The organism is Glycomyces sp. NPDC050141 (genome assembly GCF_055586545.1).
The window spans coordinates 88,835-110,362 of record NZ_JBVJHZ010000007.1 but is presented as its reverse complement, the minus strand read 5'-3'; the positions used below and the strand labels follow the sequence as shown (position 1 = coordinate 110,362).

The 21,528-nt window shown below is 70.9% G+C and carries 24 protein-coding genes and 1 pseudogene; 14 read left to right on the top strand and 11 right to left on the bottom strand.

The features are described 5' to 3' along the window. Positions 1 to 35: 35 nt before the first annotated feature. Positions 36 to 1,229 carry a TetR/AcrR family transcriptional regulator gene (locus tag ACZ60M_RS06720; protein ID WP_465415424.1) on the top strand — a complete coding sequence of 398 codons (1,194 nt, stop codon included), beginning with the start codon at positions 36 to 38 and terminating at the stop codon, positions 1,227 to 1,229. Here the strand turns inward: ACZ60M_RS06720 and ACZ60M_RS06715 are convergent. From ACZ60M_RS06715 to ACZ60M_RS06700, 4 genes are read right to left on the bottom strand one after another with little or no spacing between them, the layout of a single operon-like run. After that, complete coding sequence (locus ACZ60M_RS06715) at positions 1,219 to 1,545, bottom strand: hypothetical protein (RefSeq protein ID WP_465415422.1); 327 nt, start codon at positions 1,543 to 1,545, stop codon at positions 1,219 to 1,221. The genes ACZ60M_RS06720 and ACZ60M_RS06715 overlap by 11 nt on opposite strands. 40 nt (positions 1,546 to 1,585) lie before the next feature. After that, positions 1,586 to 1,939: a hypothetical protein gene (locus ACZ60M_RS06710; protein ID WP_465415420.1), complete on the bottom strand. Its 354-nt coding sequence runs from the start codon at positions 1,937 to 1,939 to the stop codon at positions 1,586 to 1,588. Positions 1,940 to 1,959: 20 nt separating this feature from the next. Further along, positions 1,960 to 2,754 carry an ABC transporter permease gene (locus ACZ60M_RS06705; RefSeq protein WP_465415418.1) on the bottom strand — a complete coding sequence of 265 codons (795 nt, stop codon included), beginning with the start codon at positions 2,752 to 2,754 and terminating at the stop codon, positions 1,960 to 1,962. After that, the gene (locus ACZ60M_RS06700) at positions 2,751 to 3,467 is read right to left on the bottom strand and encodes an ABC transporter ATP-binding protein (protein WP_465415416.1); all 717 of its coding nucleotides are present in this window, start codon (positions 3,465 to 3,467) and stop codon (positions 2,751 to 2,753) included. The genes ACZ60M_RS06705 and ACZ60M_RS06700 overlap by 4 nt, the downstream gene beginning before the upstream one ends. 58 nt (positions 3,468 to 3,525) lie before the next feature. On the opposite strand from ACZ60M_RS06700, the gene ACZ60M_RS06695 reads away from it, so the two are divergent. From ACZ60M_RS06695 to ACZ60M_RS06685, 3 genes are read left to right on the top strand one after another with little or no spacing between them, the layout of a single operon-like run. Further along, entirely contained in the window at positions 3,526 to 3,927 is a 402-nt protein-coding gene (locus ACZ60M_RS06695; RefSeq protein ID WP_465415414.1) for a GntR family transcriptional regulator, read from the top strand. Beyond that, positions 3,924 to 5,066 carry a DUF1648 domain-containing protein gene (locus ACZ60M_RS06690; protein WP_465415412.1) on the top strand — a complete coding sequence of 381 codons (1,143 nt, stop codon included), beginning with the start codon at positions 3,924 to 3,926 and terminating at the stop codon, positions 5,064 to 5,066. Before ACZ60M_RS06695 ends, ACZ60M_RS06690 begins: the two co-directional genes overlap by 4 nt. A 5-nt stretch (positions 5,067 to 5,071) precedes the next feature. Then, positions 5,072 to 5,929, top strand: a complete 858-nt coding sequence (locus tag ACZ60M_RS06685; protein ID WP_465415511.1) for a serine hydrolase — start codon at positions 5,072 to 5,074, stop codon at positions 5,927 to 5,929. Here ACZ60M_RS06685 and ACZ60M_RS06680 read toward each other — a convergent pair. Beyond that, positions 5,923 to 6,222: a LysR family transcriptional regulator gene (locus ACZ60M_RS06680; protein WP_465415509.1), complete on the bottom strand. Its 300-nt coding sequence runs from the start codon at positions 6,220 to 6,222 to the stop codon at positions 5,923 to 5,925. The genes ACZ60M_RS06685 and ACZ60M_RS06680 overlap by 7 nt on opposite strands. 92 nt (positions 6,223 to 6,314) lie before the next feature. Here ACZ60M_RS06680 and ACZ60M_RS06675 point away from each other — a divergent pair, with 92 nt between their 5' ends. After that, positions 6,315 to 7,262, top strand: coding sequence for an MBL fold metallo-hydrolase (locus tag ACZ60M_RS06675; protein ID WP_465415410.1), 948 nt, complete (start codon positions 6,315 to 6,317; stop codon positions 7,260 to 7,262). Further along, complete coding sequence (locus ACZ60M_RS06670; protein ID WP_465415408.1) at positions 7,252 to 8,085, top strand: MBL fold metallo-hydrolase; 834 nt, start codon at positions 7,252 to 7,254, stop codon at positions 8,083 to 8,085. Before ACZ60M_RS06675 ends, ACZ60M_RS06670 begins: the two co-directional genes overlap by 11 nt. On the opposite strand, the gene ACZ60M_RS06665 is transcribed toward ACZ60M_RS06670, so the two are convergent. Beyond that, positions 8,082 to 8,687, bottom strand: a complete 606-nt coding sequence (locus ACZ60M_RS06665) for a response regulator transcription factor (protein WP_465415406.1) — start codon at positions 8,685 to 8,687, stop codon at positions 8,082 to 8,084. The genes ACZ60M_RS06670 and ACZ60M_RS06665 overlap by 4 nt on opposite strands. Beyond that, on the bottom strand, positions 8,684 to 9,916 hold the full coding sequence (locus tag ACZ60M_RS06660) for a sensor histidine kinase (protein ID WP_465415405.1): 1,233 nt from the start codon (positions 9,914 to 9,916) through the stop codon (positions 8,684 to 8,686). Before ACZ60M_RS06660 ends, ACZ60M_RS06665 begins: the two co-directional genes overlap by 4 nt. Before the next feature lie 121 nt (positions 9,917 to 10,037). On the opposite strand from ACZ60M_RS06660, the gene ACZ60M_RS06655 reads away from it, so the two are divergent. Both ACZ60M_RS06655 and ACZ60M_RS06650 read left to right on the top strand, forming a co-directional pair. Then, positions 10,038 to 10,952, top strand: a complete 915-nt coding sequence (locus ACZ60M_RS06655) for an ABC transporter ATP-binding protein (protein WP_465415403.1) — start codon at positions 10,038 to 10,040, stop codon at positions 10,950 to 10,952. Positions 10,953 to 10,975: 23 nt separating this feature from the next. Further along, positions 10,976 to 11,698 carry an ABC transporter permease gene (locus tag ACZ60M_RS06650; RefSeq protein ID WP_465415401.1) on the top strand — a complete coding sequence of 241 codons (723 nt, stop codon included), beginning with the start codon at positions 10,976 to 10,978 and terminating at the stop codon, positions 11,696 to 11,698. 211 nt (positions 11,699 to 11,909) lie between these two features. Here ACZ60M_RS06650 and ACZ60M_RS06645 read toward each other — a convergent pair whose 3' ends face one another. Continuing rightward, complete coding sequence (locus ACZ60M_RS06645; protein ID WP_465415507.1) at positions 11,910 to 12,182, bottom strand: cellulose binding domain-containing protein; 273 nt, start codon at positions 12,180 to 12,182, stop codon at positions 11,910 to 11,912. An 81-nt stretch (positions 12,183 to 12,263) separates the two neighbouring features. Continuing rightward, a pseudogene (locus ACZ60M_RS06640) lies at positions 12,264 to 13,298 on the bottom strand (glycoside hydrolase family 62 protein); the annotation flags it as partial. A 240-nt stretch (positions 13,299 to 13,538) separates the two neighbouring features. On the opposite strand from ACZ60M_RS06640, the gene ACZ60M_RS06635 reads away from it, so the two are divergent. Continuing rightward, on the top strand, positions 13,539 to 14,078 hold the full coding sequence (locus ACZ60M_RS06635) for a DinB family protein (protein WP_465415399.1): 540 nt from the start codon (positions 13,539 to 13,541) through the stop codon (positions 14,076 to 14,078). A gap of 160 nt (positions 14,079 to 14,238) precedes the next feature. Then, on the top strand, positions 14,239 to 15,459 hold the full coding sequence (locus tag ACZ60M_RS06630) for a sulfotransferase family protein (RefSeq protein ID WP_465415397.1): 1,221 nt from the start codon (positions 14,239 to 14,241) through the stop codon (positions 15,457 to 15,459). 6 nt (positions 15,460 to 15,465) lie between these two features. On the opposite strand, the gene ACZ60M_RS06625 is transcribed toward ACZ60M_RS06630, so the two are convergent. Together ACZ60M_RS06625 and ACZ60M_RS06620 are read right to left on the bottom strand one after the other, a co-directional pair. Next, positions 15,466 to 16,572: a winged helix DNA-binding domain-containing protein gene (locus ACZ60M_RS06625; RefSeq protein WP_465415395.1), complete on the bottom strand. Its 1,107-nt coding sequence runs from the start codon at positions 16,570 to 16,572 to the stop codon at positions 15,466 to 15,468. Between the two features lie 67 nt (positions 16,573 to 16,639). Beyond that, positions 16,640 to 17,839, bottom strand: coding sequence for a sulfotransferase family protein (locus ACZ60M_RS06620; protein WP_465415393.1), 1,200 nt, complete (start codon positions 17,837 to 17,839; stop codon positions 16,640 to 16,642). Between the two features lie 179 nt (positions 17,840 to 18,018). On the opposite strand from ACZ60M_RS06620, the gene ACZ60M_RS06615 reads away from it, so the two are divergent. The 4 genes from ACZ60M_RS06615 to ACZ60M_RS06600 all read left to right on the top strand — a co-directional run bounded on the left by ACZ60M_RS06615 (position 18,019) and on the right by ACZ60M_RS06600 (position 21,502). Beyond that, positions 18,019 to 18,456, top strand: coding sequence for a DoxX family protein (locus ACZ60M_RS06615; RefSeq protein ID WP_465415391.1), 438 nt, complete (start codon positions 18,019 to 18,021; stop codon positions 18,454 to 18,456). Between the two features lie 116 nt (positions 18,457 to 18,572). Further along, positions 18,573 to 18,884 (top strand): ArsR/SmtB family transcription factor, encoded by a 312-nt coding sequence (locus ACZ60M_RS06610; RefSeq protein ID WP_465415389.1) that lies wholly within the window; start codon positions 18,573 to 18,575, stop codon positions 18,882 to 18,884. 13 nt (positions 18,885 to 18,897) lie between these two features. Next, positions 18,898 to 19,170 carry a hypothetical protein gene (locus ACZ60M_RS06605; RefSeq protein WP_465415387.1) on the top strand — a complete coding sequence of 91 codons (273 nt, stop codon included), beginning with the start codon at positions 18,898 to 18,900 and terminating at the stop codon, positions 19,168 to 19,170. Positions 19,171 to 19,348: 178 nt separating this feature from the next. Further along, the gene (locus ACZ60M_RS06600; RefSeq protein ID WP_465415385.1) at positions 19,349 to 21,502 is read left to right on the top strand and encodes an MMPL family transporter; all 2,154 of its coding nucleotides are present in this window, start codon (positions 19,349 to 19,351) and stop codon (positions 21,500 to 21,502) included. Positions 21,503 to 21,528 lie beyond the last annotated feature (26 nt).

Here is a 21,528-nt window from a genome sequence, read left to right as displayed (position 1 = left end):
CGCCGCACCCGAACCGCCGACCGTGAGGAACACAGGTGACCGCCGCCACCCAGCGCCGCTACGCGACCGGCCGAGCCCGCCAGGAGGAACTGCTCGACGCGGCCTACGAGCTGTTCGCGGCCGAGGGGTTCAGCGGGGTCTCGCTCCGCGCGATCGCCGCGAAGGCCGGCGTCTCGCACGCCTCGCTGCTGCGCTACTTCAAATCCAAAGACGACCTGCTCCTGGCGCTCCTGACCCGCTGGGAGGACGCCAACCTCGCCTGGATCGAGTCCCACGCCGACCTTCCCCGGCCCGAAGCGCTCCTGGGCCTGGCCCGCCGCAATGCCGCCACCCCCGGGTACCTGCCGCTGTTCGCCGCGCTCACCGGCGAGGCCGTCTCCCCGAACCACCCCGGCCACGAGCACATGAAGCGCCGCTACGAGAAGCTGCGCCGCTACCACTTCGAAGGCGGCGACACCGACGGCGCGCGGCTCACCTCCGCCTGGGACGGCCTGCAGGTCGTCTCGCTCTACCTCGACGAAGTGGACGTCGTCGCCGAACTCGCCGAGTACTTCGCCCGCACCCCGGCCGAGGCCGCCCGGACCGACCTCGACACGGTCGCCGACGCCCCCGGCAGCGCACTCGTTCGCCTGCCCGCGCCGCCCCCGGCCGACGAGTCCGGCTACGCGCGCGGGCGCGAGCAGCGGGCCCGCATCATCGAGAGCGCGACCGGGCTGTTCGCCGACCGAGGCTTCACCGCGACCAGCCTGAGCGACATCGCCAAGCGCGTGGGTTCGGCGAAATCCTCACTGCTGCACCACTTCGGCTCCAAGGACGCGCTCCTGGCCGCCGTCCTCTCCCGCCGCGACAACCGGATCGGCGACGAGGTCTTGGCGCCGCTCCCGCCGTGCGCCTTCTTCCGCGCCCTCATCGAAGGCGCCCGCGCGAACGCCGAACGCCCCGGCCTCATCGAGCTGTACACCGTGCTCTCCCACGAGGCCACGGCCGCCGACCACCCCGCGCACGCCTACTTCACCCGGCGCTTCCGCTGGGCGCTCGACCACTTCACCGGCGTGTTCGCGATGCTCCAGGACAGCGGCCAGCTCGGCCCCGACCGCGACCCGCGCCGCGAGGCCGTCTGGTTCGTGGCCCTGTGGGACGGCCTCCAGGTCCAGTGGCTCTACGACCCCGACGAGGTCGATGTGGCCGCCGAACTCAAGGCGCACTTGGAGACCGTGCTCAGCCGGTGAGACCCCGCCGGACCATCGCGGGCCGCCCGAGCACCTCGACGTAGACGATCCGCTCGTCCACGACATCGAGGACGAGCATGCCCTCCGCGGGGTCGAGCATGACGTTGCGGTGCCCCGGCCCGTACTTCGTCCCGGGCGGGAACTCGACGGAAGTGTGGAAGCTCTGGCACGTGTCGTTCCCGCAGCCGCATTCGGCGACGATCCGCAGATCGTGCGCCAGGATCGCCAGGAACCGCTCGCCCTCGTCCTCGAGCAGGCGGGCGAGTTCGGCGACGAGCCCGGGATAGACCTCCCGGGCCAGCGGATGCTCCTCCATGAGCGCCAAGCTTAATCGCGCCGCCCGCCTGCCCGGGGCCCTAGACCGCGTGGGAGCGGATCTCGGCCGCTGCCTGCTCCGGGTCGTCGACTTCGAGGAGCAGCCGGTCGTACTTGGCGCCTTCGAGTTCGACGACGATGGCCTTCTCCGGGGCGGCGACGTCCCAGAAGTCGCGGCTGCCGCCCCGCCGGAACGAACCGAGGTTCACGATCCCGGGAACGTTGGTGGCGAAGCCCCAGCGCAGGCCGGGGAAGGCCCGTGCCGCCTCAGGGTCGGCGCGGACGGCCGTGATCGCCGCCAACGGGATCAGCAGGGGACGCCAGCGTCCGAAGGCGCGTCGGGCCCCGGTCAACTGGACCTGAAGGTGCGTGTCGGTGAATTCGAGTACTGCCATGTCGGTTCCTTTCTCGAAGTTCAGGTCACGTCGCGGCGCATGGGCAGCACCACGGCTGCCGCCGCGGCCAGCAGCGCATAGGCGAGGAGCACGGCAGCCCCGAGTACCGGCGGCAGCAAGGGAGCGGCCGCGCCGGTGACCTCGACGGCGGCCTCGCCCATCAGGCTCGCCTGCGTCAACGCGGCGGTCGCGCCGCCGGGCAGGAACGGATAGATCGCGCCGGCCCCGGGGATGAGCACGATCAGGTGCTCCACCATGTACAGGTACGCGCCGAGCACCGCGAGGGTCGCGGTCTGGTCGCGCAGCAGCGCTCCGACCCCCACGCCGATGACGGTGTAGACGGCCATCGCCGCCGCGAGGCTCGCGAGGATGCCGATCACGGCCGCCGGATCGGCGCCCACCGCGACGCCTTTCACCGCTGCGGAGCCGTAGAGCGCGGCTGCTGCCGACGCGGCGACGACGAGGCCGTACCCGGTGCCTGCGATCGCATACGCGACCAGCTTCGCCGCCAGTACGCGATGCCGCCGGGGCGCGAACAGGAACGTGTACGTGATGGTGCGGTGCCGGTACTCCGAGGTCACCGCTAGCGCCCCGAACAGCGCCGGGGCCAGCACGGTGAGCCCGATCAGGCTGAGTACCAAGCGCACTCCGGACTCAGTCTCGATGCCGGGCATCGGCGGGTCGAAGTGCTCCGGCCCCACGAGGACGGACAGCGCGGTGAGCGCGCCGCCGGAGAGGATCGCCACGGGCGGCCCCCATTTCCACAGCGAGGTCGAGCAGAGGCGGCGCACCTCGGCGCGGATGAGACGGTTCATGCCACGGCTCCCGTGAGTCGAAGGAAGGCCCGTTCGAGGCCGGATCCATGGGTGGTCAAGGCGTGCAATGGCCCTGCGGTGAGCAGTCGGCCCCGGTGCATGACCACCACGTCGTCGACGAGCCGTTCGGCTTCGGAGAGGACGTGGCTCGCGACCAGGACCGTGCGGCCCTCGGCGGCGAGGTCGCGCAGGAGGCGGCGCAGCCAGGCGATGCCTTCGGGGTCGAGCCCGTTGGTGGGCTCGTCGAAGATCAGGACCGGCGGGTCGCTGAGGAGCGCGGTGGCGAGGTTGAGGCGCTGGCGCATCCCGGTGGAGTAGCCGCCCGCTTTGCGTTGGGCGGCATCTGCAATGCCGGTGATCGCCAGTACCTCCTCAACGCGGGCGCTCGGGATTCCGAGCATGTCGGCGTAGACGCGCAGGTGGTCGCGGCCGGTGCGGGCCGGGTGGAAGTTGGAGGCCTCCAGGACCGCGCCGACGGTGCGTGCGGGTTCGGGGAGGTCGCGGTAGCGGCTCCCGCCGATGAGGGCGGCGCCCGCGTCGGGGGTGACGAGGCCGAGCAGCATCCGGAGGGTGGTGGTCTTGCCGGAGCCGTTGGGGCCGAGGAAGCCGGTGACGCGGCCGGGTTCGACCGTGAACGTCAGGTCGGTGACGGCGTCGACGGTGCCGAAGCGTTTGGTGAGCCCCTGGACTTCGAGGCGGTGCGGAGGGTGCATCGCAAAACTCCATCTCTTCTATCTGTTCTAGTTCATGTATATCAGATAGACTTGATTCATGCGAATCACGCTTGCGGTGGACAGCGAGATCCCGATCTATCAGCAGATCCGCGATCAGATCGTCACCGCCATCGCCACCGGCGAGCTCACCGCCGAGACGCCGCTGCCCTCCACCCGGCAGCTCGGCGCCGACCTCGCGGTCAACTTCCACACCGTCAACAAGGCCTACGACCTGCTGCGGCACGAGGGGTTCATCCGCGTCAACCGCAAGAGCGGCGCGGTGATCCGCCGCGACCGGACCTCCGGCCCGCCCGAACCAGGCGTCGCCGACGCCTGGCAGGAGCGGCTGACGATCATGCTCGCCGAGGCCGTCGCCCACGGCCTCACCCGCGACGAGGTCCTGGACCGCACCGCCCAGGTGCTCGACGCCTTCACCCCCGCAGAGAGGACCGGACAGTGACCCTCCCGCTCATCACCCTGTTCCTGGCCGTGGCGCTCGTGACCGCCGTCTGGCGAGCGATCCCGGCCCTCGCCCGCCCCGGCCTCCCCTTCGGCGTCGCCGTCCCGCCCGACCGGATCGCCGACCCGGCGATCGCCAACGCCCGCAACCGTTTCGGCCGGAGTGTGCTCGCCTCCGGTGCCCTCGCGGCCGCGCTCGTGATCCCCTTGCTGCTCCTTCTCGACCCGGAAGCGGTGGCGACCGCAGTGATCGTCGCGCTGGTCTTGGCCGACAGCGCCGCCTACGCACTCGCGGGCCGGAACATTCGGGCCGCGAAAGCCTCCGGTGGCTGGTACGCCGGAGTGAAGCAGGGCGTCACCGCCGACCTGAGCTTCCGCACCGACCCGGTGCGCGTGCCGTGGCGCTGGGCCGCTCCCGCCGTCCTCATCCTCGCGGTCACGGCCGCCATCGGTATCGTCCGCGCCCGATCGCTCCCGGACACGCTCCCGAGCACCGCCGGGCCGACCCTAGACAGCGGACCGGAGGTGACCACCGGATTCTGGACGGCCGCGAATCCGGTTCTCGCGCAGGCCGCCCTCACCCTCACGGTGCTGCTCCTGCTCGCGGCGATCATGCGCTCCCGGCCCGAACTCGATGCCGCCCGCCCGGCCGACTCGGCCCGCCGCTACCGCGTCTACCTGCGCTCCCTCGCCAACCTGCTCCTGCTTGCCGCCGCGTGCGTGAACCTCGCGCTCCTCGGCATCGCCCTGCGGTCGTGGGAGATTCTGCCTGCCTCGCTGGCGGTGACCATCGCGATCTTCCTACCGCTGCTCGCCTTCGCCGTCGCGGCAGTGCGCTTCGAAATCCGCGTCGGCGCGGGCGGACACCGCCTCCCCGGCGGCGAACCGGAAGCCACCGGCCTTGTGCAGCACGACGACGACCGGCACTGGCACCTCGGCGGCTTCGTCTACGCCAACCGGAACGACCCGGCGATCCTCGTGCACCAGCGCGCTGGCGGCTCCCAGTGGACCGTCAACTTCGGACACCCCGTCGGCTGGGGGGTCGCCGCGCTATTGGCGCTGATCACGGTAGCCGCCGTCGGCGCCGCCGTCAGCGACGTCCTCGGCATCGTCGATCTCCCCGACACCAAGGGGCTGTGAGGACCATGATCGACGAGTTCTTCGAACCCCTGGGTGCCACCGCCTCCGCCCACATCCGCGACCTCGCGGACGGACGCGGCATCGGCGTCCGCGAGACCGACCCGGTCATCCTCGTCTCGGTCGTGAAGCTCTTCATCGCCTGGGAGTTCCGCTGCCAGGTCGAAGCCGGGCTCATCGACCCCGCCGCGCCGGTCCGCGTCACCGCCGCCGACCGCCTCGGCGGCACCGGCGTCGCCGGATTCCGCTACGACTCCCAGATCGCCGTCGGCGACCTCGCCTCGCTCATGATGGAGGTCTCCGACAACTCCGCGGCCGACCTCGTCGTCAAGCACATGGGCGCGGGCGCGCTTCGCAGCCTCCCGGCCCGGCTCGGCCTCAAAGACACCCGCCTCCTCGGCTCACCCCGCGTCGTCCTCGAAGAAGTCGCCCGCGACCTCGACATCGCCGATCTCGAAGCCCTCGCCCACGTCCTCCAGAGCGGCGCCGTCACCACCGCCGAACTCCGCGCCACCAGCGCCTGGGACCCCATGCGCACCAACGCCTCCACCCCCGCCGACATGACCGCGTTCCTGCGCCGCATCTGGGACGGACCCGCACCCGTCGCCGCCGACGTCCGCCACTGGATGGGCCGCCAGCTCACCGGCGGCCGCCTCTCCCGCCTCGCCCCCAGCACCGTCGCACCCTTCGGCCGCTCCGGCTCGCTCCCCGGCTGGCTCAACGAGGTCGCCGTCTGGGAGTGGCCCGACGGCCGCCGCCACGCCATCGCCGTCTTCGCCCAGGTCACCCGCGGCAACTTCCGCGAAGTCGAACTCGCCATGAGCCGCGCCGCACTCGCGCTCACCGAAGCGATCTCAGCTCAGTAGAGCGCCGACCAAGGCCTAGGCGGGTCCAACGGGTCCGTCGCCGCCGCCCGCTGCACCAGCGTCCGCATCCGCTGATGCGCCCGCAGCAGCTCAGGCGCCTCCCGCATCAGCACATGCCCCGCGGGCGTCAACTGCACCTGCCCGCCGCCCCGGTCGAACAGGTCCGCGCCCAGCTCCTTCTCCAGACGCCGGATGCGCTGGCTCAGCGGCGGCTGCTCCATCCCCAGACGCTCGGCGGCCCGGCCGAAGTGACGTTCTTCACCTACCGCCAGGAAACACTCCAAGTGCCGCATGATGTCCACGCGGCAACGATATCAACGCGCGTATCAACCCATGAGCGCGTCGATATTGGACGGAACGGGACACGGCGGCTTGAATGTCAGCCATGACCACACCCAACGATCCCAAGATCCGCCGCCGCGGCCTCCTCGTCGGCACCGGCGCGGCCGCGCTGGCGGCCACCGCGACCGCGGGCGGCATCGCCGCGGCCCAGACCGACGACGCGGCCGCGCCCACGGTGCAGCTGCGCTGGCTGGGCACGAACGCCTGGGAGTTCACGACAGCGAAGGCGACCGTGCTCATCGACCCGTGGGTCAGCCGCTTCCCGACCGGGGCCTACACCGCGAAGGGGGCCGACCCGGAGACGGAGATCGAGGTCTTCGAGGACGTGGTCGACGAGCACCTGCCGCGAGCCGACACGATCCTCGTCACGCACGGCCACTGGGACCACATCGCCGACGTCCCCTACCTGGCGAAGCGCACGGGCGCGACGGTGCTCGGCACCGAGACGCACCTGAACCTGCTGCGCGCCATGGACGCCCCCGAGGCGCAGCTCTCGCAGCTGGTCGGCGGCGAGATGTATCAGTTCGACGGGTACACCGTGGAGGTGTTCCGGTCCTCGCACTCGGCGAGCGGCGAGCACAAGCAGATCCTGTTCGGCGGCACCAGGCCCGGGTCGGTGCCCAAGCGCCCCAAGAAGATCAAGGACCTGGTCGAGGGCGGCAGCCTCACCTACCTGGTCGACTTCGGGGGCGTCTCGTTCTTCAACGCCGGTTCGGCGGGCTTCCACGAGCCGGAGATCGCCGGTATCCGCCCGACGGCCGTGTTCGTGCAGCCCGGCGGCGGCTACACGCCCGCGTACGTGGAGCGGCTGCTGGAAGCCACGGGCTTCCCGCCGTACGTGATCGCGACGCACTGGGACGACTTCGACAAGCCGCTGACCGAACCGGCCGTCCCCGGCGGGGACGTGGAGGCGCTGCGCGCCCGCGTGGCCGCCGCGAGCCCCGACTCCGAGTTCCTGCTCATCGACCACCTGGAGAGCCATGCCTTCTGAAGTCACTGTCCGCTGGCTGGGCACGAACGCCTGGGAGGTCGTCTGCGACGGCACCACGGTGCTCGTCGACCCGTACCTCTCGCGCACCTACACGGGCGCGACGAAACCGGGGGAGTTCAACCCGGACACGCCCATCACCATTGACGAGACCGCGATCGACGAGCACATCGGCACGGCCGACTCGATCCTGATCACGCACGCCCACTTCGACCACATCGCGGACGTCCCGTACATCGCCGAGAAGACCGGCGCGACGGTGCTCGGCACCGAGACGCACCTGAACCTGCTGCGCGCCATGGACACTCCCGCCGCGCAGTTGTCACAGGTGGGCGGCGGCGAGCTGTACCAGTTTGAAGGGTACACAGTGGAGGTCTTCCGCTCCTCGCACGGCGTCACCGGCAAGCACAAGAGCCTCCTGTTCCCGGGCACGCGCCCGGGTGCGACCCCGGCCCGGCCGGAGACGATCAAGGACCTCGTGGAGGGCGGCAGCCTCGCCTACCTGGTCCGGTTCGGTGAGGTCTCGCTGTTCTTCAACGGCGTGCCGTCGTTCCACGAGCGCGAGGTCGCCGGTATGACGCCGACGGTCCTGTTCATGCAGGGTCCCAACCCGAACTACCCGAACTACGTGGAGCGGATGCTCGCGGCCACCGGGTTCCCGCCGTACATCATCCCGACCCACTGGGACGACTACGAAGCGCCACTTGCAGAACCGGCCGTGGACATGTTCGGTGCCGCGAAGCTGGGGGAGCTGGTCGCTGAGGCCAGCCCTGAGTCGGAGTGGGTCCTGCTGGACCACCTGGAGTCGTTCACGATCCCCGGCTAGATCCAGCCCTGCTCCCAGGCGTGCTGCGCTGCGGCGTGGCGGGTCTTCTTGTCCAGCTTGCGCATCGCGGTCGACAGGTAGTTCCGCACCGTGCCGGGGGCGAGGTGGAGCTCGGCCGCGATCTCCTCGATCGTGCCGCCGCCCCTGGCCGCGCGGAGCAGGTCCAGCTCGCGCTCGGTCAGGGGTGAGCGGTCCTCAGTGAGGGCCGTCGCGGCGATCTCCGGGTCGATGTAGCGGCGGCCCTGACCGATGTCGCGGATGATCTGCGCGAGCCGCTCGGCCGGTGTGGTCTTGGGGACGAACCCGGAGACGCCCGCGGCGAGGGCCCGGCGCAGCACGCCCGGGCGCGCGTGCCGGGTCACGAGCATGACCTTGACGCCGGGGTTCGCCTCGCGGATGCGCTCGGCCGCCCACAGGCCGTCCTGCGGCGGCATCTCGAGGTCGAGGACCGCGATGTCGGGGAGGCGGGTCCCGGCGAGGGTCACGGCGTCGGCCCCGTTGTCGGCCTGGGCGATCACGGTGATGTCGGATTCGAGCCCGAGGAGCACGGCCAGCGCTTCGCGCACCAGCGTCTCGTCGTCGGCGACGAGGAGGCGGATCACCGCCGGACCCGCTTCGCCGCGAACCGCCGCACGGGCGGTACCCGCCGCGCCCGCGCGGCCTGCCGCGGGACCGGCTGCGGCGCTTGGGGTTTCGGCACGGTGCCTTTGAGGATGAACCGGTCGCCGTTGTGCGCGTGCTCGACGGACCCGCCCGCTTCGGTGAACCGGTCCTTGAGCATGGTCAGCCCGTTGCCGCCGGGGGTCGGCGCGGCCGCCCCGTTGTTGGTCACCGTCACGGTGATCTCGGCGTCGACCTCCACGATGGAGACGTCGGCGGCGGTCGGGTCGGCGTGCCGGATGAGGTTCGTGGTCGCCTCCCGCACGAGCAGGCCGAGCAGCTTCTCGGTGTCCTCGTCGAGCGACGGCGCGGCGTCGGGCACCGTCGCCTGCACCCCGGCGGACTTCAAGATCCTTGCGGCCGAGTCGATCTCGTCGGCGAGCGCCACCTTCCGGTACCCGCCCACGACCTCCCGCGTGTCCTTCAACGCGTCCCGCGCCAGGTCCTCGACGGCCTGCATCTCGGCTTCGGCGCGTTCGGGGTCGACCGCGACGAGCCGCCGCGCGACCTGCGCCTTCAACGTGATGGCCTGCAGGTTCCCGCCCTGGATGTCGTGCAGCTCGGCCGCGAACCGCAGCCGCTCCTCCGCGACCGCGAGGTCGCCCGCGAGCCCCCGCGCCCGCTCGAGCTCCTGCGCGACCTGGAAGTGCCACAGCTGGCAGACGATGCCGCCCGCGATCGCGGGAACCAGGGCGATCGCCATCACCACTGTCTGGCCCGCGACCAGGCCGAACTGCGCGAGCGCGATGACGAGTGCCACGACCGCGGCCGTCCCGTAACCGAGCGCCCGTGCCCGCCTGCCGGGGCGGGCCCACAGGGACGCCTCCGTGAGCAGCAGCGATGCCGGTGCGGCCCAGGCGGGGCCGACCGGTCCGGCCTGGGCCTCCCATACCGCCCCGGCGAGCAGCACGAGCAGCGAAGTGCCCCAGAGGACGCGCCGCTTCCAGCGCCCCTGCCCGTGCCAGTGCAGCGCGAGCGCCGCCGTGGACAGCGCGACCGAAACGGTGATCGCCCCGGCCGCGACCGGCAGGTCCTCGTACGGGAGCGGCGAGTTCGCGAGGAACATCGCGCCCATGAACAGCGCCAGCGGGCCGGAGCCGATCACGGTGAAGAACGTGTACGTGCGCAGGCGGCGCAGGCCGCGCGTGGAGGACTCAGCTTCTGGGGGCACCCCGAGATTCAACCACCCCGGCCCCGGATGACATTTGTCAGACCGGCCGCACACGTCTGTCACCTGGACTGATGCGGTTCCGGCACTACCTGCGGCCCTTGCGAAACCGCAGGATTGAGGCATGAACACGACCACCCATGAGGACCGCCCCGCCGTCGAGGTCCGCGACCTCGCCTGCCGCTACGGCTCCTTCACCGCCGTCGACGGCGTCTCCTTCACCATCGCCCCCGGGGAGCTGTTCGCGCTCCTGGGCACCAACGGCGCGGGGAAGACCACCACGGTGGAGACCGCCGTCGGCCTGCGCCGCCCCGCCTCCGGGTCGGTCCGCGTCCGCGGCCTCGACCCGTACCGGCACCGCCGCGAACTCGCCGGAAAGGCGGCTGTCATCGGCCAGGAGACCGGCTTCGCCGACGACCTCACCGTGACCGAGACCCTGCGACTGTGGACCGACCTGCACCGCCTGCCCTCCCGCACCGACCTGATCGAACGCGTCGACCTCGCCCACCGCGCCGCGGTCCGCGTCGGGGCGCTCTCCGGTGGCGAGCGCCGCCGACTCGACCTGGCGCTGGCACTGTCGACGGACCCGGCGGTGCTGTTCGCGGACGAGCCGACGACGGGCCTGGACCCGGCCTCGCGGCGGCGCACCTGGGCGCTGCTGCGCGAGCTCACCGCACAGGGGACGGCGGTCCTGCTCACCACCCACTACCTCGACGAGGCGGCCGAACTCGCCGACCACGTGGCGATCATGGACCGGGGCCGCATCGCCCGCTTCGGCACGGTCGCGGAGATCACCGGCTCCCACGAGGCCCGGATCACGGTGAGCCCCAAGCCGTTCGACGTGCTCGATCTGCCGGTCCTGGCGGGCCGCACCGCCGTCGCGGACGGGCGGTTGACGATCCGCACCACCGAACTCCAGGCGGACCTGCACCGCCTCCTCGACTGGGCCGCGCGGACCGGGACCGACCTCGGCGACCTCCACGCCGGTCCCGCCACGTTGGACGAGATCTTCGCCGAACTCGAAACCCAGTCCGCCTGAACCCCTGAACGAAGGAGCCCGCTATGACCGCCTTGACCCTCGCCGTCGCCGAGACCCGACTCATCCTGCGCAACCGCACCGTCCTCCTGACCGCCGCGGTCCTCCCGATCGCCATGGCGTTCTTCATGAGCCGGTCCGAGATCGGCGCGTTGACCGCTACCGGCAGCGCGCTCGCCGCCGTGCAGCTCGCGATGCTGCTCGTCTTCGGCGTGTTCATGACCAGCACGATGACGCTCGCGGCCCGCCGCCAGCAGCGGTACCTGAAGCGCCTGCGCAGCTCCCCGGCGTCGACCTTGTCGATCGTGGCCGGTCTGACCGGACCGCTCGTGCTCGTCGTCGCCGTGCAGGCCGCAGTCATCCTCGCCTACAACGCATGGGAGACCGGCGGTGCGCCCGCCCATCCCGAACTGCTCGTGCTCGCCTTCGCGAACGGCGCGGTCACGTCGGTCGCGCTGGGCTTCCTGACCGCCTCGTTCACGAAGACCCCGGAGGCCGCCCAGATCACCGTCATCCCCGGCACGTTCGTGTTCATGGCCGGGACCGTCCTGGGGCTCTTCGAGTTCGAGGGCGCCACATCGGTCCTGGCCGCAGCGGTCCCCGGTGCGGGCATGGCCGAGCTGACCCGCCTCGCGTGGGACGGCGGCGGGTATGCGGCCGCGGTCGAACCGCTCCTGCTCTCCACCGCCGCGGCCGTCGCCGCCGCACTCCTGGCCGCGAGGCGCTTCCGCTGGCAGCCCCGCGCGTGAACCGCCAGCCTGGGCGGCTCGCCGTTGGTGCCGGTCCGCCTCGACTGAACAGCTGATTTACCAAACCGTTGCCGCACACGTATTGCCCGGTCCCGGCCGGGGCCATAGCGTTGAACCATCGCGGTGAACGCGACTGGACCCCGTCCCCCGAACACTCCGGTGCCCGCTCCCCAGATCCGGGGGAGCGGGCACCGGCTCGTTCATCTCGCTGCTAGCCGCAGGTCACCGTCGGGGTCGCGGCCGGTCCGGACGCGATGAACCCGAACCCCTCCCGCGACTGGCCCGCCGCGACCGTCCCGTTCCAGCCCACGTCGCCGGCGCTGACCGCCGCCCCGGACTGCGACCACTCCGTGTTCCACGCCGAGGTGATCTGCTGCGAGGCCGGCCAGGTCCAGTCGAGGTCCCAGCCGCTGATCGCAATGCCCCCTGCCGTCACGTCGACGCGGCCCTGCCAGCCCGAGCCCCAGTCGCCGACCACGGTGATCTTGGCCGTGCACGTGCCCGAAGGCGGCGGCGTCGTGGTGGTCGGCGGATCGGTCGGCTCCGAGGTGCCGCCGCAGCCGGGGCTCGTGTTGGTCTGCGTGAGCAGCCCGAGCCGCCACGGCAGGCTGTTGTAGTCGCCGGAAGCGTTGGGGTCCATGCCCTGGTACAGGTACTTCAGGTTGCACGGGTCGATCTCCAGCTTCTGGTTCACCCCGGCGCGGATCATCTCGCCGTGGCTGATGTCCTCGGTCCACACCCCGCCAGGGAAGGTCACATTGGACGCGGCGGCGAACGGGTTGGCGTTGCTGTCGGCCAGCGGCGTCCACGGCCCGGCGATGCTCGGCGAGGTCCACGACCGGAAGTACCGGCCGACGGTCCCGAACGCCTCGATCAAGAGCAGGTATTCGTTGCTGCCCTTGACCTTGTAGACGTTGCTGGCCTCCCACAGCGCGTACTTGTTGTCGTCCTCCATGGCGATCACCGGCTCGCTCATGCCGTTCGGGAAGGCCGCGACAGTCGTCTGCGACCGGTACAGGTGCCCGTTGTCGTCGGAGGAGAACAGGTGGCAGTTCACGTCGTCGCAGGTCACCCACATGTCGACCCAGTAGCCCGAGCCGATGTTGTCCTGGATGATCTGCGGCATCCCGGAGTAGAAGTGCTTGGGCGCCGACCACCCGGTCGGGTTCGCGATGTCGGTGTTCGTCGAGTACGCGGCGTTGCCGTCCTGGTAGACGAGGTACCACAGGCCCTGCGGCTCGTAGTAGAACACCTCGGGCGCGGCCCGGTAGCCGGTGCCGATCGCGGACCGGTCGAGGAAGTGGTGGGTGGCGCTGGCGGCCTGGGACCAGTCGGTGAAGCTGAAGTACACCATGTTGTACCCGCCCGAGCTCGCGATGGACGCGAACACGTGCCACTTCCCGTTGTGGAACACCACGGACGGGTCCTTCAGCCCGGCGATGCTCGGGTGCGCCGCATCGGGCTTGGGCCCGGCGAGGACGCCGCTGGAGCTCCACGTGAAGCTCGCGGGGAGGGCTTCGGCCTGCACCGGGGCGGCCGCGTCCTCTCCGGCTTCCTGGGCTTGGGCCGCCAGGCCCACGGCCATGGTCGCGGCCATCGCGGCGGCGAGCAGCGCGATGCGCACCGCCCGCAGCCGCTTTCGGATGGTTGTGCTCATAGTCTGTCTCTCCTTGGGGGACAAGGCGGTCGCGACCGGGACCTGAAAATTCCAGGAGTTCTCGATTGATTTTCCGAAAGTGCCGGACCGCATGCACAGGTTACCGATAAACATTGATATCTGTAAATGCCACTAGATCGCCTGAATAGTTTCAGAACCCCGCTCCCGGAGTACAGTCCCCCCATGACCGTCATCGACGCCCAAGGCCGCCCCGAACCGCCCCCCGACGGCGACGAGGCCGCCACCCTCATCGGCTTCCTCGACTTCCAGCGCGCCACCCTCGACTGGAAGACCCGCGGACTCGACGCCGCCGCCCTCGACCGCACCGTCGCCGCCTCCACCATGACCCTCGGCGGCCTCCTCAAGCACATGGCCTATGTGGAGACCAGCTGGTTCAACCGCTCCCTCCACGGCCGCCCCATGGGCGAACCCTGGGACTCCGTCGACTGGAGCGCCGACCGCGACTGGGAATGGCACTCCGCCGCCCAGGACGCCCCCGAGACCCTGCACGCCATGTGGCAGGACAGCATCGCCCTCGCCCGCGCGTGCACCGCCGAGGCACTGGCCGACGGCGGCCTGGGCCGGTTGGCGGTGCGGGGCTGGCCGGACGGGCGCAGCCCGTCGCTGCGGTGGATCCTGTGCCACATGATCGAGGAGTACGCCCGCCACAACGGCCACGCCGACCTCATCCGTGAAGCGGTGGACGGTGAGACCGGCGAGTAGCCGAATCCGACTGGAGCGGTCTGAAATGGAGGTCGCGGCCGTGTCGGCGCGGCGGCGCTGATCCGTTCTCTCGCAGGGCTTCTACGGACGCCCCCGTTGCGCTACGCTCCGGGGGCGTCACCCCTTTTGGCGTCGAATGCCAACGCAGAGAGGACCTTTCATGCGCCGGACCACCGCACGACTGCGCCTTGTCAATGCCCTGACCGCCCCCGCCGCGCGGGCGCGCCACGACCCCTACCGGTTCTTCGACCGGGCCCTGGAGGCCCAGCGGGCCGCGAACACGGGGACGGCCCTGACCGAGGAGGACGAGTCGGAGCTGCGGCACCTGCGCCGCTTCCTCGGGTTCATCGCCGACGTCCCGTCCCTGTCGGGGGTCGGCTGGCTCTCGGTGCAGGACATGGTGAAGACCCGCATCCGCAACCGGTTCCTGGTGCGCCGCCTGCAGGCCGAGCACCCGGAGGTCCGCGAGGAGCGGATCGAGGCGCCGGTGTTCGTGATCGGCCTGCCGCGCACGGCGACCACGCTGACCCACAAGATCCTCGCGAACGCGCCGGGCGGGCGGGGGCCGTACATGTGGGAGATGGACAACATCGGGCTGCCCCGGCCGGAGGAGGAGGTCGCGAAGCTGCGCCGCCAGACGCAGAAGCGGCTCGACCAGATCCTCATGCTGAGCCCGTCGTGGTCCCGCATCCACCCGGTGCGCGCGGACTGGGTGGAGGAGATCTACTTCCTGCTCAACCAGTCCCGCCTGCACAACACGATGGCGCCGATGCCGGAGTACGTGGCGTTCCTGCGCTCCTACGACGCCCGCCCGGACTACGGGTTCGTGCGGGACGTGCTGCAGATCCTGCAGTTCCAGCGCGCGACCCCGCGCTGGATGCTGAAGCACCCGGACTGCCTGGGGGAGACGGCCGCGATCCACCACGTGTTCCCGGACGCGAAGTTCGTGTGGACGCACCGCGACCCGCACACCGTCATGGGTTCGATGTGCTCGATGGCGGAGTCCCTGGCGTACCTGCACAACCACCCGAAGTCGGTGGACCCGCACGAGATCGGCCGGGTGTGGCTGCAGATCCTCCCGGAGATGGTGGAGCGGGCCCGGCGCGAGCGCATCCAGATGCCGCGCGAGGCCACAGTGGACGTCGCCTACCACGCGATGATGGCCGATCCGTTCAAGTACGTGCCGGGCCTGTTCGAGAAGCTCGACCTGAAGTGGACGGGGGACGACGAGCGCAACCTGGAGGAGGCGCTGAACCGCCCCCGGGACCAGCGCGGGCACGAGTACTCGATGGTCCACTACGGGCTGGAACCGGGGATGATCGACGAGGCGTTCGGCGACTACGGCCTGTTCGTGGACAACCTGACCGCGAGCGCCCGCTGACCGCGGCTATGCGGTGTAGTCGAGGCCGGTGAGGGCGATGCCGCGGAACGCGGCGAGCCGCTCGGCCTCGGCTTCGATCGTCTTGCGTTCGGTCGCTTCGAGGTCGCGCCAGGGCTCGATGTTGACGTGGAACTGCTTCCCGGCCTTGCGGGGCCGCCAGAGCCCGGCGATCTCGCCGTCGACGAGGACGGCGCCGGGCCTGCCGAGGACGGGCCACAGTGTTTTCGCCTTGGCGGGGTCGGTGACGAGCGTGGCCCGGTCGCGGGCCTGCAGGTACAGGTCGTAGGGGCCGAGGAGCCGCGTCCCGGAGGCTTCGGCGTCCTGGAGTGCTTGGATGTCGCCTTCGAGCATCCACCGGGTCTCGCCGTCCACTTGGACCTCGACGGCGTCGTCGGGCCAGTGCGCCTTGACTTCGCGGACGGGCGCGTCCACGTACTCGGCGACGTGCTTGTGCGTGGCCGGTCCCATCAGGTGCAGGTAGGCGCGTACGGGGTCGAGGCGGGCCTCGTGCTCCTCGGCGGCGGCGAAGCCGGGCATCGGCTGGAGCACCGGCGGGGAGGTGTCGGGGACGAGTTCGAGCCCGGCCTGCACGGCCGAGAGCCGGAACGGCATCTCGTAGAGGTGCACGGCTTTGCACACGCGGCAGTACCGCTGGTACGGCTCGGGCAGGGCCTCGTGGAGGCGGGTGGACATCTCGCCTTTGACCATGGGCTCCTTGACGATCAACCGCATCTGCGCGGCGACGGCCCCGAGCGCGTCGAGGACCGGTATCCCGGCGTCCTTCAGCGGTTTGGAGGCGTCGAAGATCCGTTTCGACGCGTCCGCCTCGGACCACGGTGCGACCGCTGCCGCCACCTGGGCGGCGTCGGTGCGCCGGTAGCAGTGGGGCGCGCCGCGCAGGGTCCACAGCCACACGAGTTCCTCGTGGTGCTCGGCGGCGGACCCGAGCCCGGCGGTGTCGACGCCGCGCACTTCGAGGGCCCACAGCGCCCCGTCGGGGCCGGTGTCCTGCACGCCGAGGTCGAGGGCGGCGGTGTCGGCGACGGTGCCGTGTTCGCGGTCGAGCTGCTGCGCCCGCACCCGGTAGCGGCGCACCTGCTGGGGTTCGATCATCCCCACACGGTAGCGCCGGGGTACGACACGCGGGGTCCGTTCGAACCGAACACCGGCCCCGGACCGTTCAGCGCAGCACCGCGATCCGGTCGATCGTGCGGGGGTAGTCGGCGAAGGCGGCCTCCACGTCGGCCAGGCCCACCCCGTACCGGGCCAGCTCGTGCTCGTGGAACCGCCCGGCGTCCGGTTCGGCGGCGGCCCGGACCAGGTTCGCGGCGTCGGCCCCGGTCCAGCGGCTGCCGATCCGCTCGTAGAGCCACGGCCACACCTCCGGTCCGGCGGCGAGCCGCGCATAGGAGAGGTCGACGATCGCGTCCCGCGGCAGGGTCAGCCGCGCCTGCCGGGACCGCTCGATCGCCTTGGACGCCATCGCGAGCCACACCGGTCCGATGCGGCGCGGGTCCGGGCGGCGCTGGTGCAGCGCCCATGAGGCCTCCACGAGACCGCAGTGCGCGCCGAGCACGGTGAGCGGGTCGCGGTGCACCCACACGATGGCGGCGTCGGGGAAGACCCGGCGGATCGCCTCGAACCGGCCGAGGTTCGCGGGCGCCTCGATGATCCACTTCGCGGGCGGCTTCCCGTACTGGAGGACCTGGAGCGCCTGCTTGAGGAACGCGTAGTCGGCGGTGAAGTCCCTGACCGCCAGCCACTCCCGGTACTCGGGCAGGTCGGCCCGCAGCAGGTGGTGGGCGCCGTGGGGGAGCAGGTGCGCGCAGTCGTTCGGGGCCTCGGGTTCCAGCGCGGACGGGGCGTCGCCGCCGGGTACGAGCCGCTCCAGCGACCGGTACAGCCGCGCGGTCCGTTTGAAACTGCGGTGCCGTGCGGTCTCGCCGCGGCCGGTCTCGGTGCAGCCCATCTCCCACAGCAGGGGCGCGCGGTGCGTCGCCGATCCGGCGAGGACCCCGCGGACGAGCGCGGTCGCGGTGCGCGGCAGCGCGGCCACGAACACCGGGGCGTGCACCGGCTCGCGGCCGATCGCGGGGTCGGTGCGGTGGGCCCGGCGGACCCGGATGCGGTTCTCTACGCGCACTTGGAGGTCCATGAGCGCGGTCTGCCACCCGAGGGCGGTCAGGTCCGTCTGGCGGGCGAACGCGCCGAGCAGGAACCGGAGGTCGTCGAAGGCGGTGTCGTCCTCGTCCTGGACGCCGAGCGCGGCCCGGGCCTCGGCGACCAGCCCGGTGAACACGGCGTCGGGGGTGTTCTGGCTGGCGAGGGTCGGGGTGAGGAACGCGTTGAGGAGGCGGGTACTGGCCGGGACGCTGGACATGCGTTCCTCCGAAGGGGGCCTTGGGGTCCGGGATCACTACTGCCGGTAATCCTATCTGAATAGTAGGAGTATGGGTGCGCGGGACCGCTGGAAATTCCCGGCCCCGGCCGCGATGAATCCGCGCGGCGGGCCTCGTCTACATCGGCAAGAGCCCGATACTCCCTGAAAGAGGCACCATCATGACGACCTACGACCGCACCGAGACCGTCCTCGCCACCACCGCCGAAGGCCCCGGCAAGGCCCTGGACATCACCACCTGGGTGTTCCAGATCCTCCTGGGCGCGTTCATGATCGCCGCCTCCGGCGCGCCGAAGCTGTTCGCCGTCGAGTCCGCGGCCGAGGGCTTCGACCTCATCGGCTGGGGCGACTGGTTCATGTACGCCGTCGGCGCCCTGGAGATCGCGGGCGGCATCGGCCTGCTTGTCCCGCGCGTCGCGGGCCTTGCCGCGACCGGCCTGGGCCTGCTCATGGTCGGCGCCGCGATCTTCAACGTCGCGATCCTCGACTACCCGGTCCTCACCCCGCTGATCCTGCTGGCCCTGTTCGCGGGCATCGCGTGGGTCCGGCGGCACCAGACGGCGCGGTTCTTCAAGCACGGCTTCAAGTCCGTGCGGTGAACCCCGCGAGCAAGGGCCGGTGGCACCGCCACCGGCCCTTTCGCATGCCCGCCCCGCGATGCATGCAAACCAAAGCAAGCACCTGCTAATATCTGCTTGCAGGTATTGGAGGCCGTATGGACGAAGGCATCCCGACCGGGGACGACCTGGTCGCGCTCCTGGCGGCGCTCGCCAGCCCCCACCGGCTGCGCGTCGTGGCCGCCCTCGCAGGCGGACGCAACTACGTCAGCCAGCTCGCGCGGGAACTCGGCATCAGCCGGGCGCTGCTCCAGGTCCACTTGAAGAAACTGGAAGCATCCGGCCTGGTCACCTCGACCCTCGAAATGTCCGAGGACGGCAAGGCCATGCACTACTACGAGGTCGTCCCGTTCACGGTCAACCTCACCCCCGAAACCGTCGAGCACGCCTCGACGACCCTCACCCTCTGAGAAAGGAACGGGAATGGTCAGTCCCTACGATTGGCAGGAAGTCATCGGCACGGTCGGGCTCTTCATCCTCCTCATCACCGTCGTGCTCACCCTCCTGTGGCGCAACGCGTTCCTCAAACGAGCCGAGATGCAGATCCGGCAGGACGACCGGTACAAGAAACTCGCCGAACGCGCCGACAAGAACCAGGCCGAACTCGCACAGCAGCTCGCCGCCGTCAACGAACGCCTCACCCGCATCGAGACCAGCAACGCCGCGATCGAAGACACCCTCAAAGTCGTCGAATAGTCACTGAGGGCCCGGTATCGGCCGGGGCCGTCGAGCGGCAACTCGACGGCCCCGACCAGGGCCTCCACGCCGGGCGGCAACCCGGCGATCCAAACCCGACAGAGACGCGCCACCTCGCCGCACGCAAAGCCGCGGCGAGTTCCACAGGAACGCCCCCGAACCAAAAGGAAAGCAGACCGTGCTGCACGACATCACCGCAGACCCCCGCGCCCAGAAACCGCCCCACACCGCCCGCCGCGGCACCGTCGCCGCCGTCGCCGACTGGTCCGCCCGCCACCGGGCCCTCGCCATCGGCGGCTGGCTCGCCCTCACCGCCCTCGCCGTCCTCTCCGGCGCACTCCCCCTAGGAGAGCAAGCCGGCGCCACCGACCCCGGCGAAGCAGGCACCGCCGAAACGATGATCGACGCCGCAGGCGGCTACGCCGTCCGCGAAAACGTCCTCATCACCGGCACCGAAACCCAAGCGGCCATGGCAGACCTCGTCACCGCCCTCAGCGCCGCCCCCGAAGCAGTGGCCGACATCGGCTCCCCGCTCAGCGAACACGGCGAACGCTGGCAGAGCGGCAACGCCGCACTCGTCACCTTCCAGATCCTCGGACCCGACGCCGCCTACGACGCCAACTACGACACCGTCCTGAACGCCGTCGCCGAAACCCAAGCCGCACACCCCGACACCGAACTCCGGCAAGCAGGCGACGCGACCCTCTCCGGCGCCGTCGACGAAGGCATCAAAGCCGACATGCAACGCGCCGAAACCACCTCGCTCCCGCTCACCATCCTCGTCCTCCTCGCCGTCTTCGGCTCCCTCGTCGCCGCCGGACTCCCACTCCTCCTCGCCGCCACCAGCGTCGCCGGAGCCTTCGGCCTCCTCCAACTCCTCGGCCACTGGGTACCCTTCAACGGCGCAGGCTCCGCCATCGTCCTCCTCATCGGCATGGCCGTCGGCATCGACTACTCCCTGTTCTACCTGCGCCGCTTCAGAGAAGAACGCGCCGCAGGCCACGACCCCGCCACCGCGCTGGCCACCACCGCCCGCACCTCCGGCCACGTCGTCGCCGCCTCCGGCCTCACCGTCATCGTCTGCACGGCCGGGCTCCTCATCACCGGCATCGACGTCCTCAAAGGACTCGCGCTCGGCGCCGCGCTCGTCGTCGCCCTCGCCGTCCTCGGCTCCGTCACCTTCCTCCCCGCACTCCTCGCCACCCTCAAACACCGCATCGACGCCGCCCGCCTCCCCTGGCTCGGCAAGCACCGCATCAAAGCCGAACCCTCCCGCTTCTGGGCCCGCACCGCCACCACCGTCGTCAAACGCCCCATCGCCACCGGCGGCCTCGCCGCCGTCCTCCTCCTCATCATGGCCACACCCGTCATCGGCCTCAGACTCCAAGACGCCGCCGTCACCGCCAGCCTCCCACCCGGCACCTCCACCGCCGTCGACAACGCCCTCACCATGCACGAACACTTCCCCGGCGCCGCCACCAGCGCCCGAGTCGTCATCGCCCCGGCCAGCACGCTCGACCAGGCCGCCGTCGAAGCCCTCCACGCCGAAGCCGCCGCCAGCAACGGCCGCCTCCTCGAACCCATCACCACCACCGCACTCGGCGACACCCTCGTCATCCGCGTCCCCCTCGCCGGAGACACCACCGGCCCCGAAGCCGACGCCGCCCTCACCTACCTCCGCGAACACGCCCTCCCGAACGCCTTCGGCCACACCGACACCCCGATCGCCGTCACCGGCAAAACCGCACTCCCGCACGACTTCACCGAACAGCTCACCGCCCGCACCCCCTACGTCATCGCATTCATCCTCCTGCTCGCGTTCGCGCTCCTGGCGATCACCTTCCGCTCCTGGGCGATCCCCCTCGCCTCGATCGCCCTCAACCTCCTGTCCATCGGCGCCGCATGCGGCGCCCTCGCCTGGATCTTCCAAGACGGCCACCTCGAAAACCTCCTCGACTTCACCTCCTACGGCGGCGTCGTCTCCTGGATACCCCTCTTCATGTTCATCATCCTGTTCGGACTGAGCATGGACTACCACATCTTCGTGCTCTCCCGCGTCGCCGAACGCCGCCTCGCCGGAGCCGCCAACCGCGACGCCGTCATCGGCGGCATCAGCGCCAGCGCAGGCGTCGTCTCCAGCGCGGCGCTCATCATGACCGGCGTCTTCTCCGTGTTCGTGACCCTCTCCGCGATCGAATACAAGATGCTCGGCCTGGGCATGGCGCTCGCCATCCTCATCGACGCCACCGTCGTCCGCGGAGTCCTGCTCCCGGCCGCGCTGGCGCTGCTGGGCGACCGGGCGTGGGGGAGGGCGGCCGCTACCGGAGGGTGACACCTCGTTCCACTGCTACACCGCAG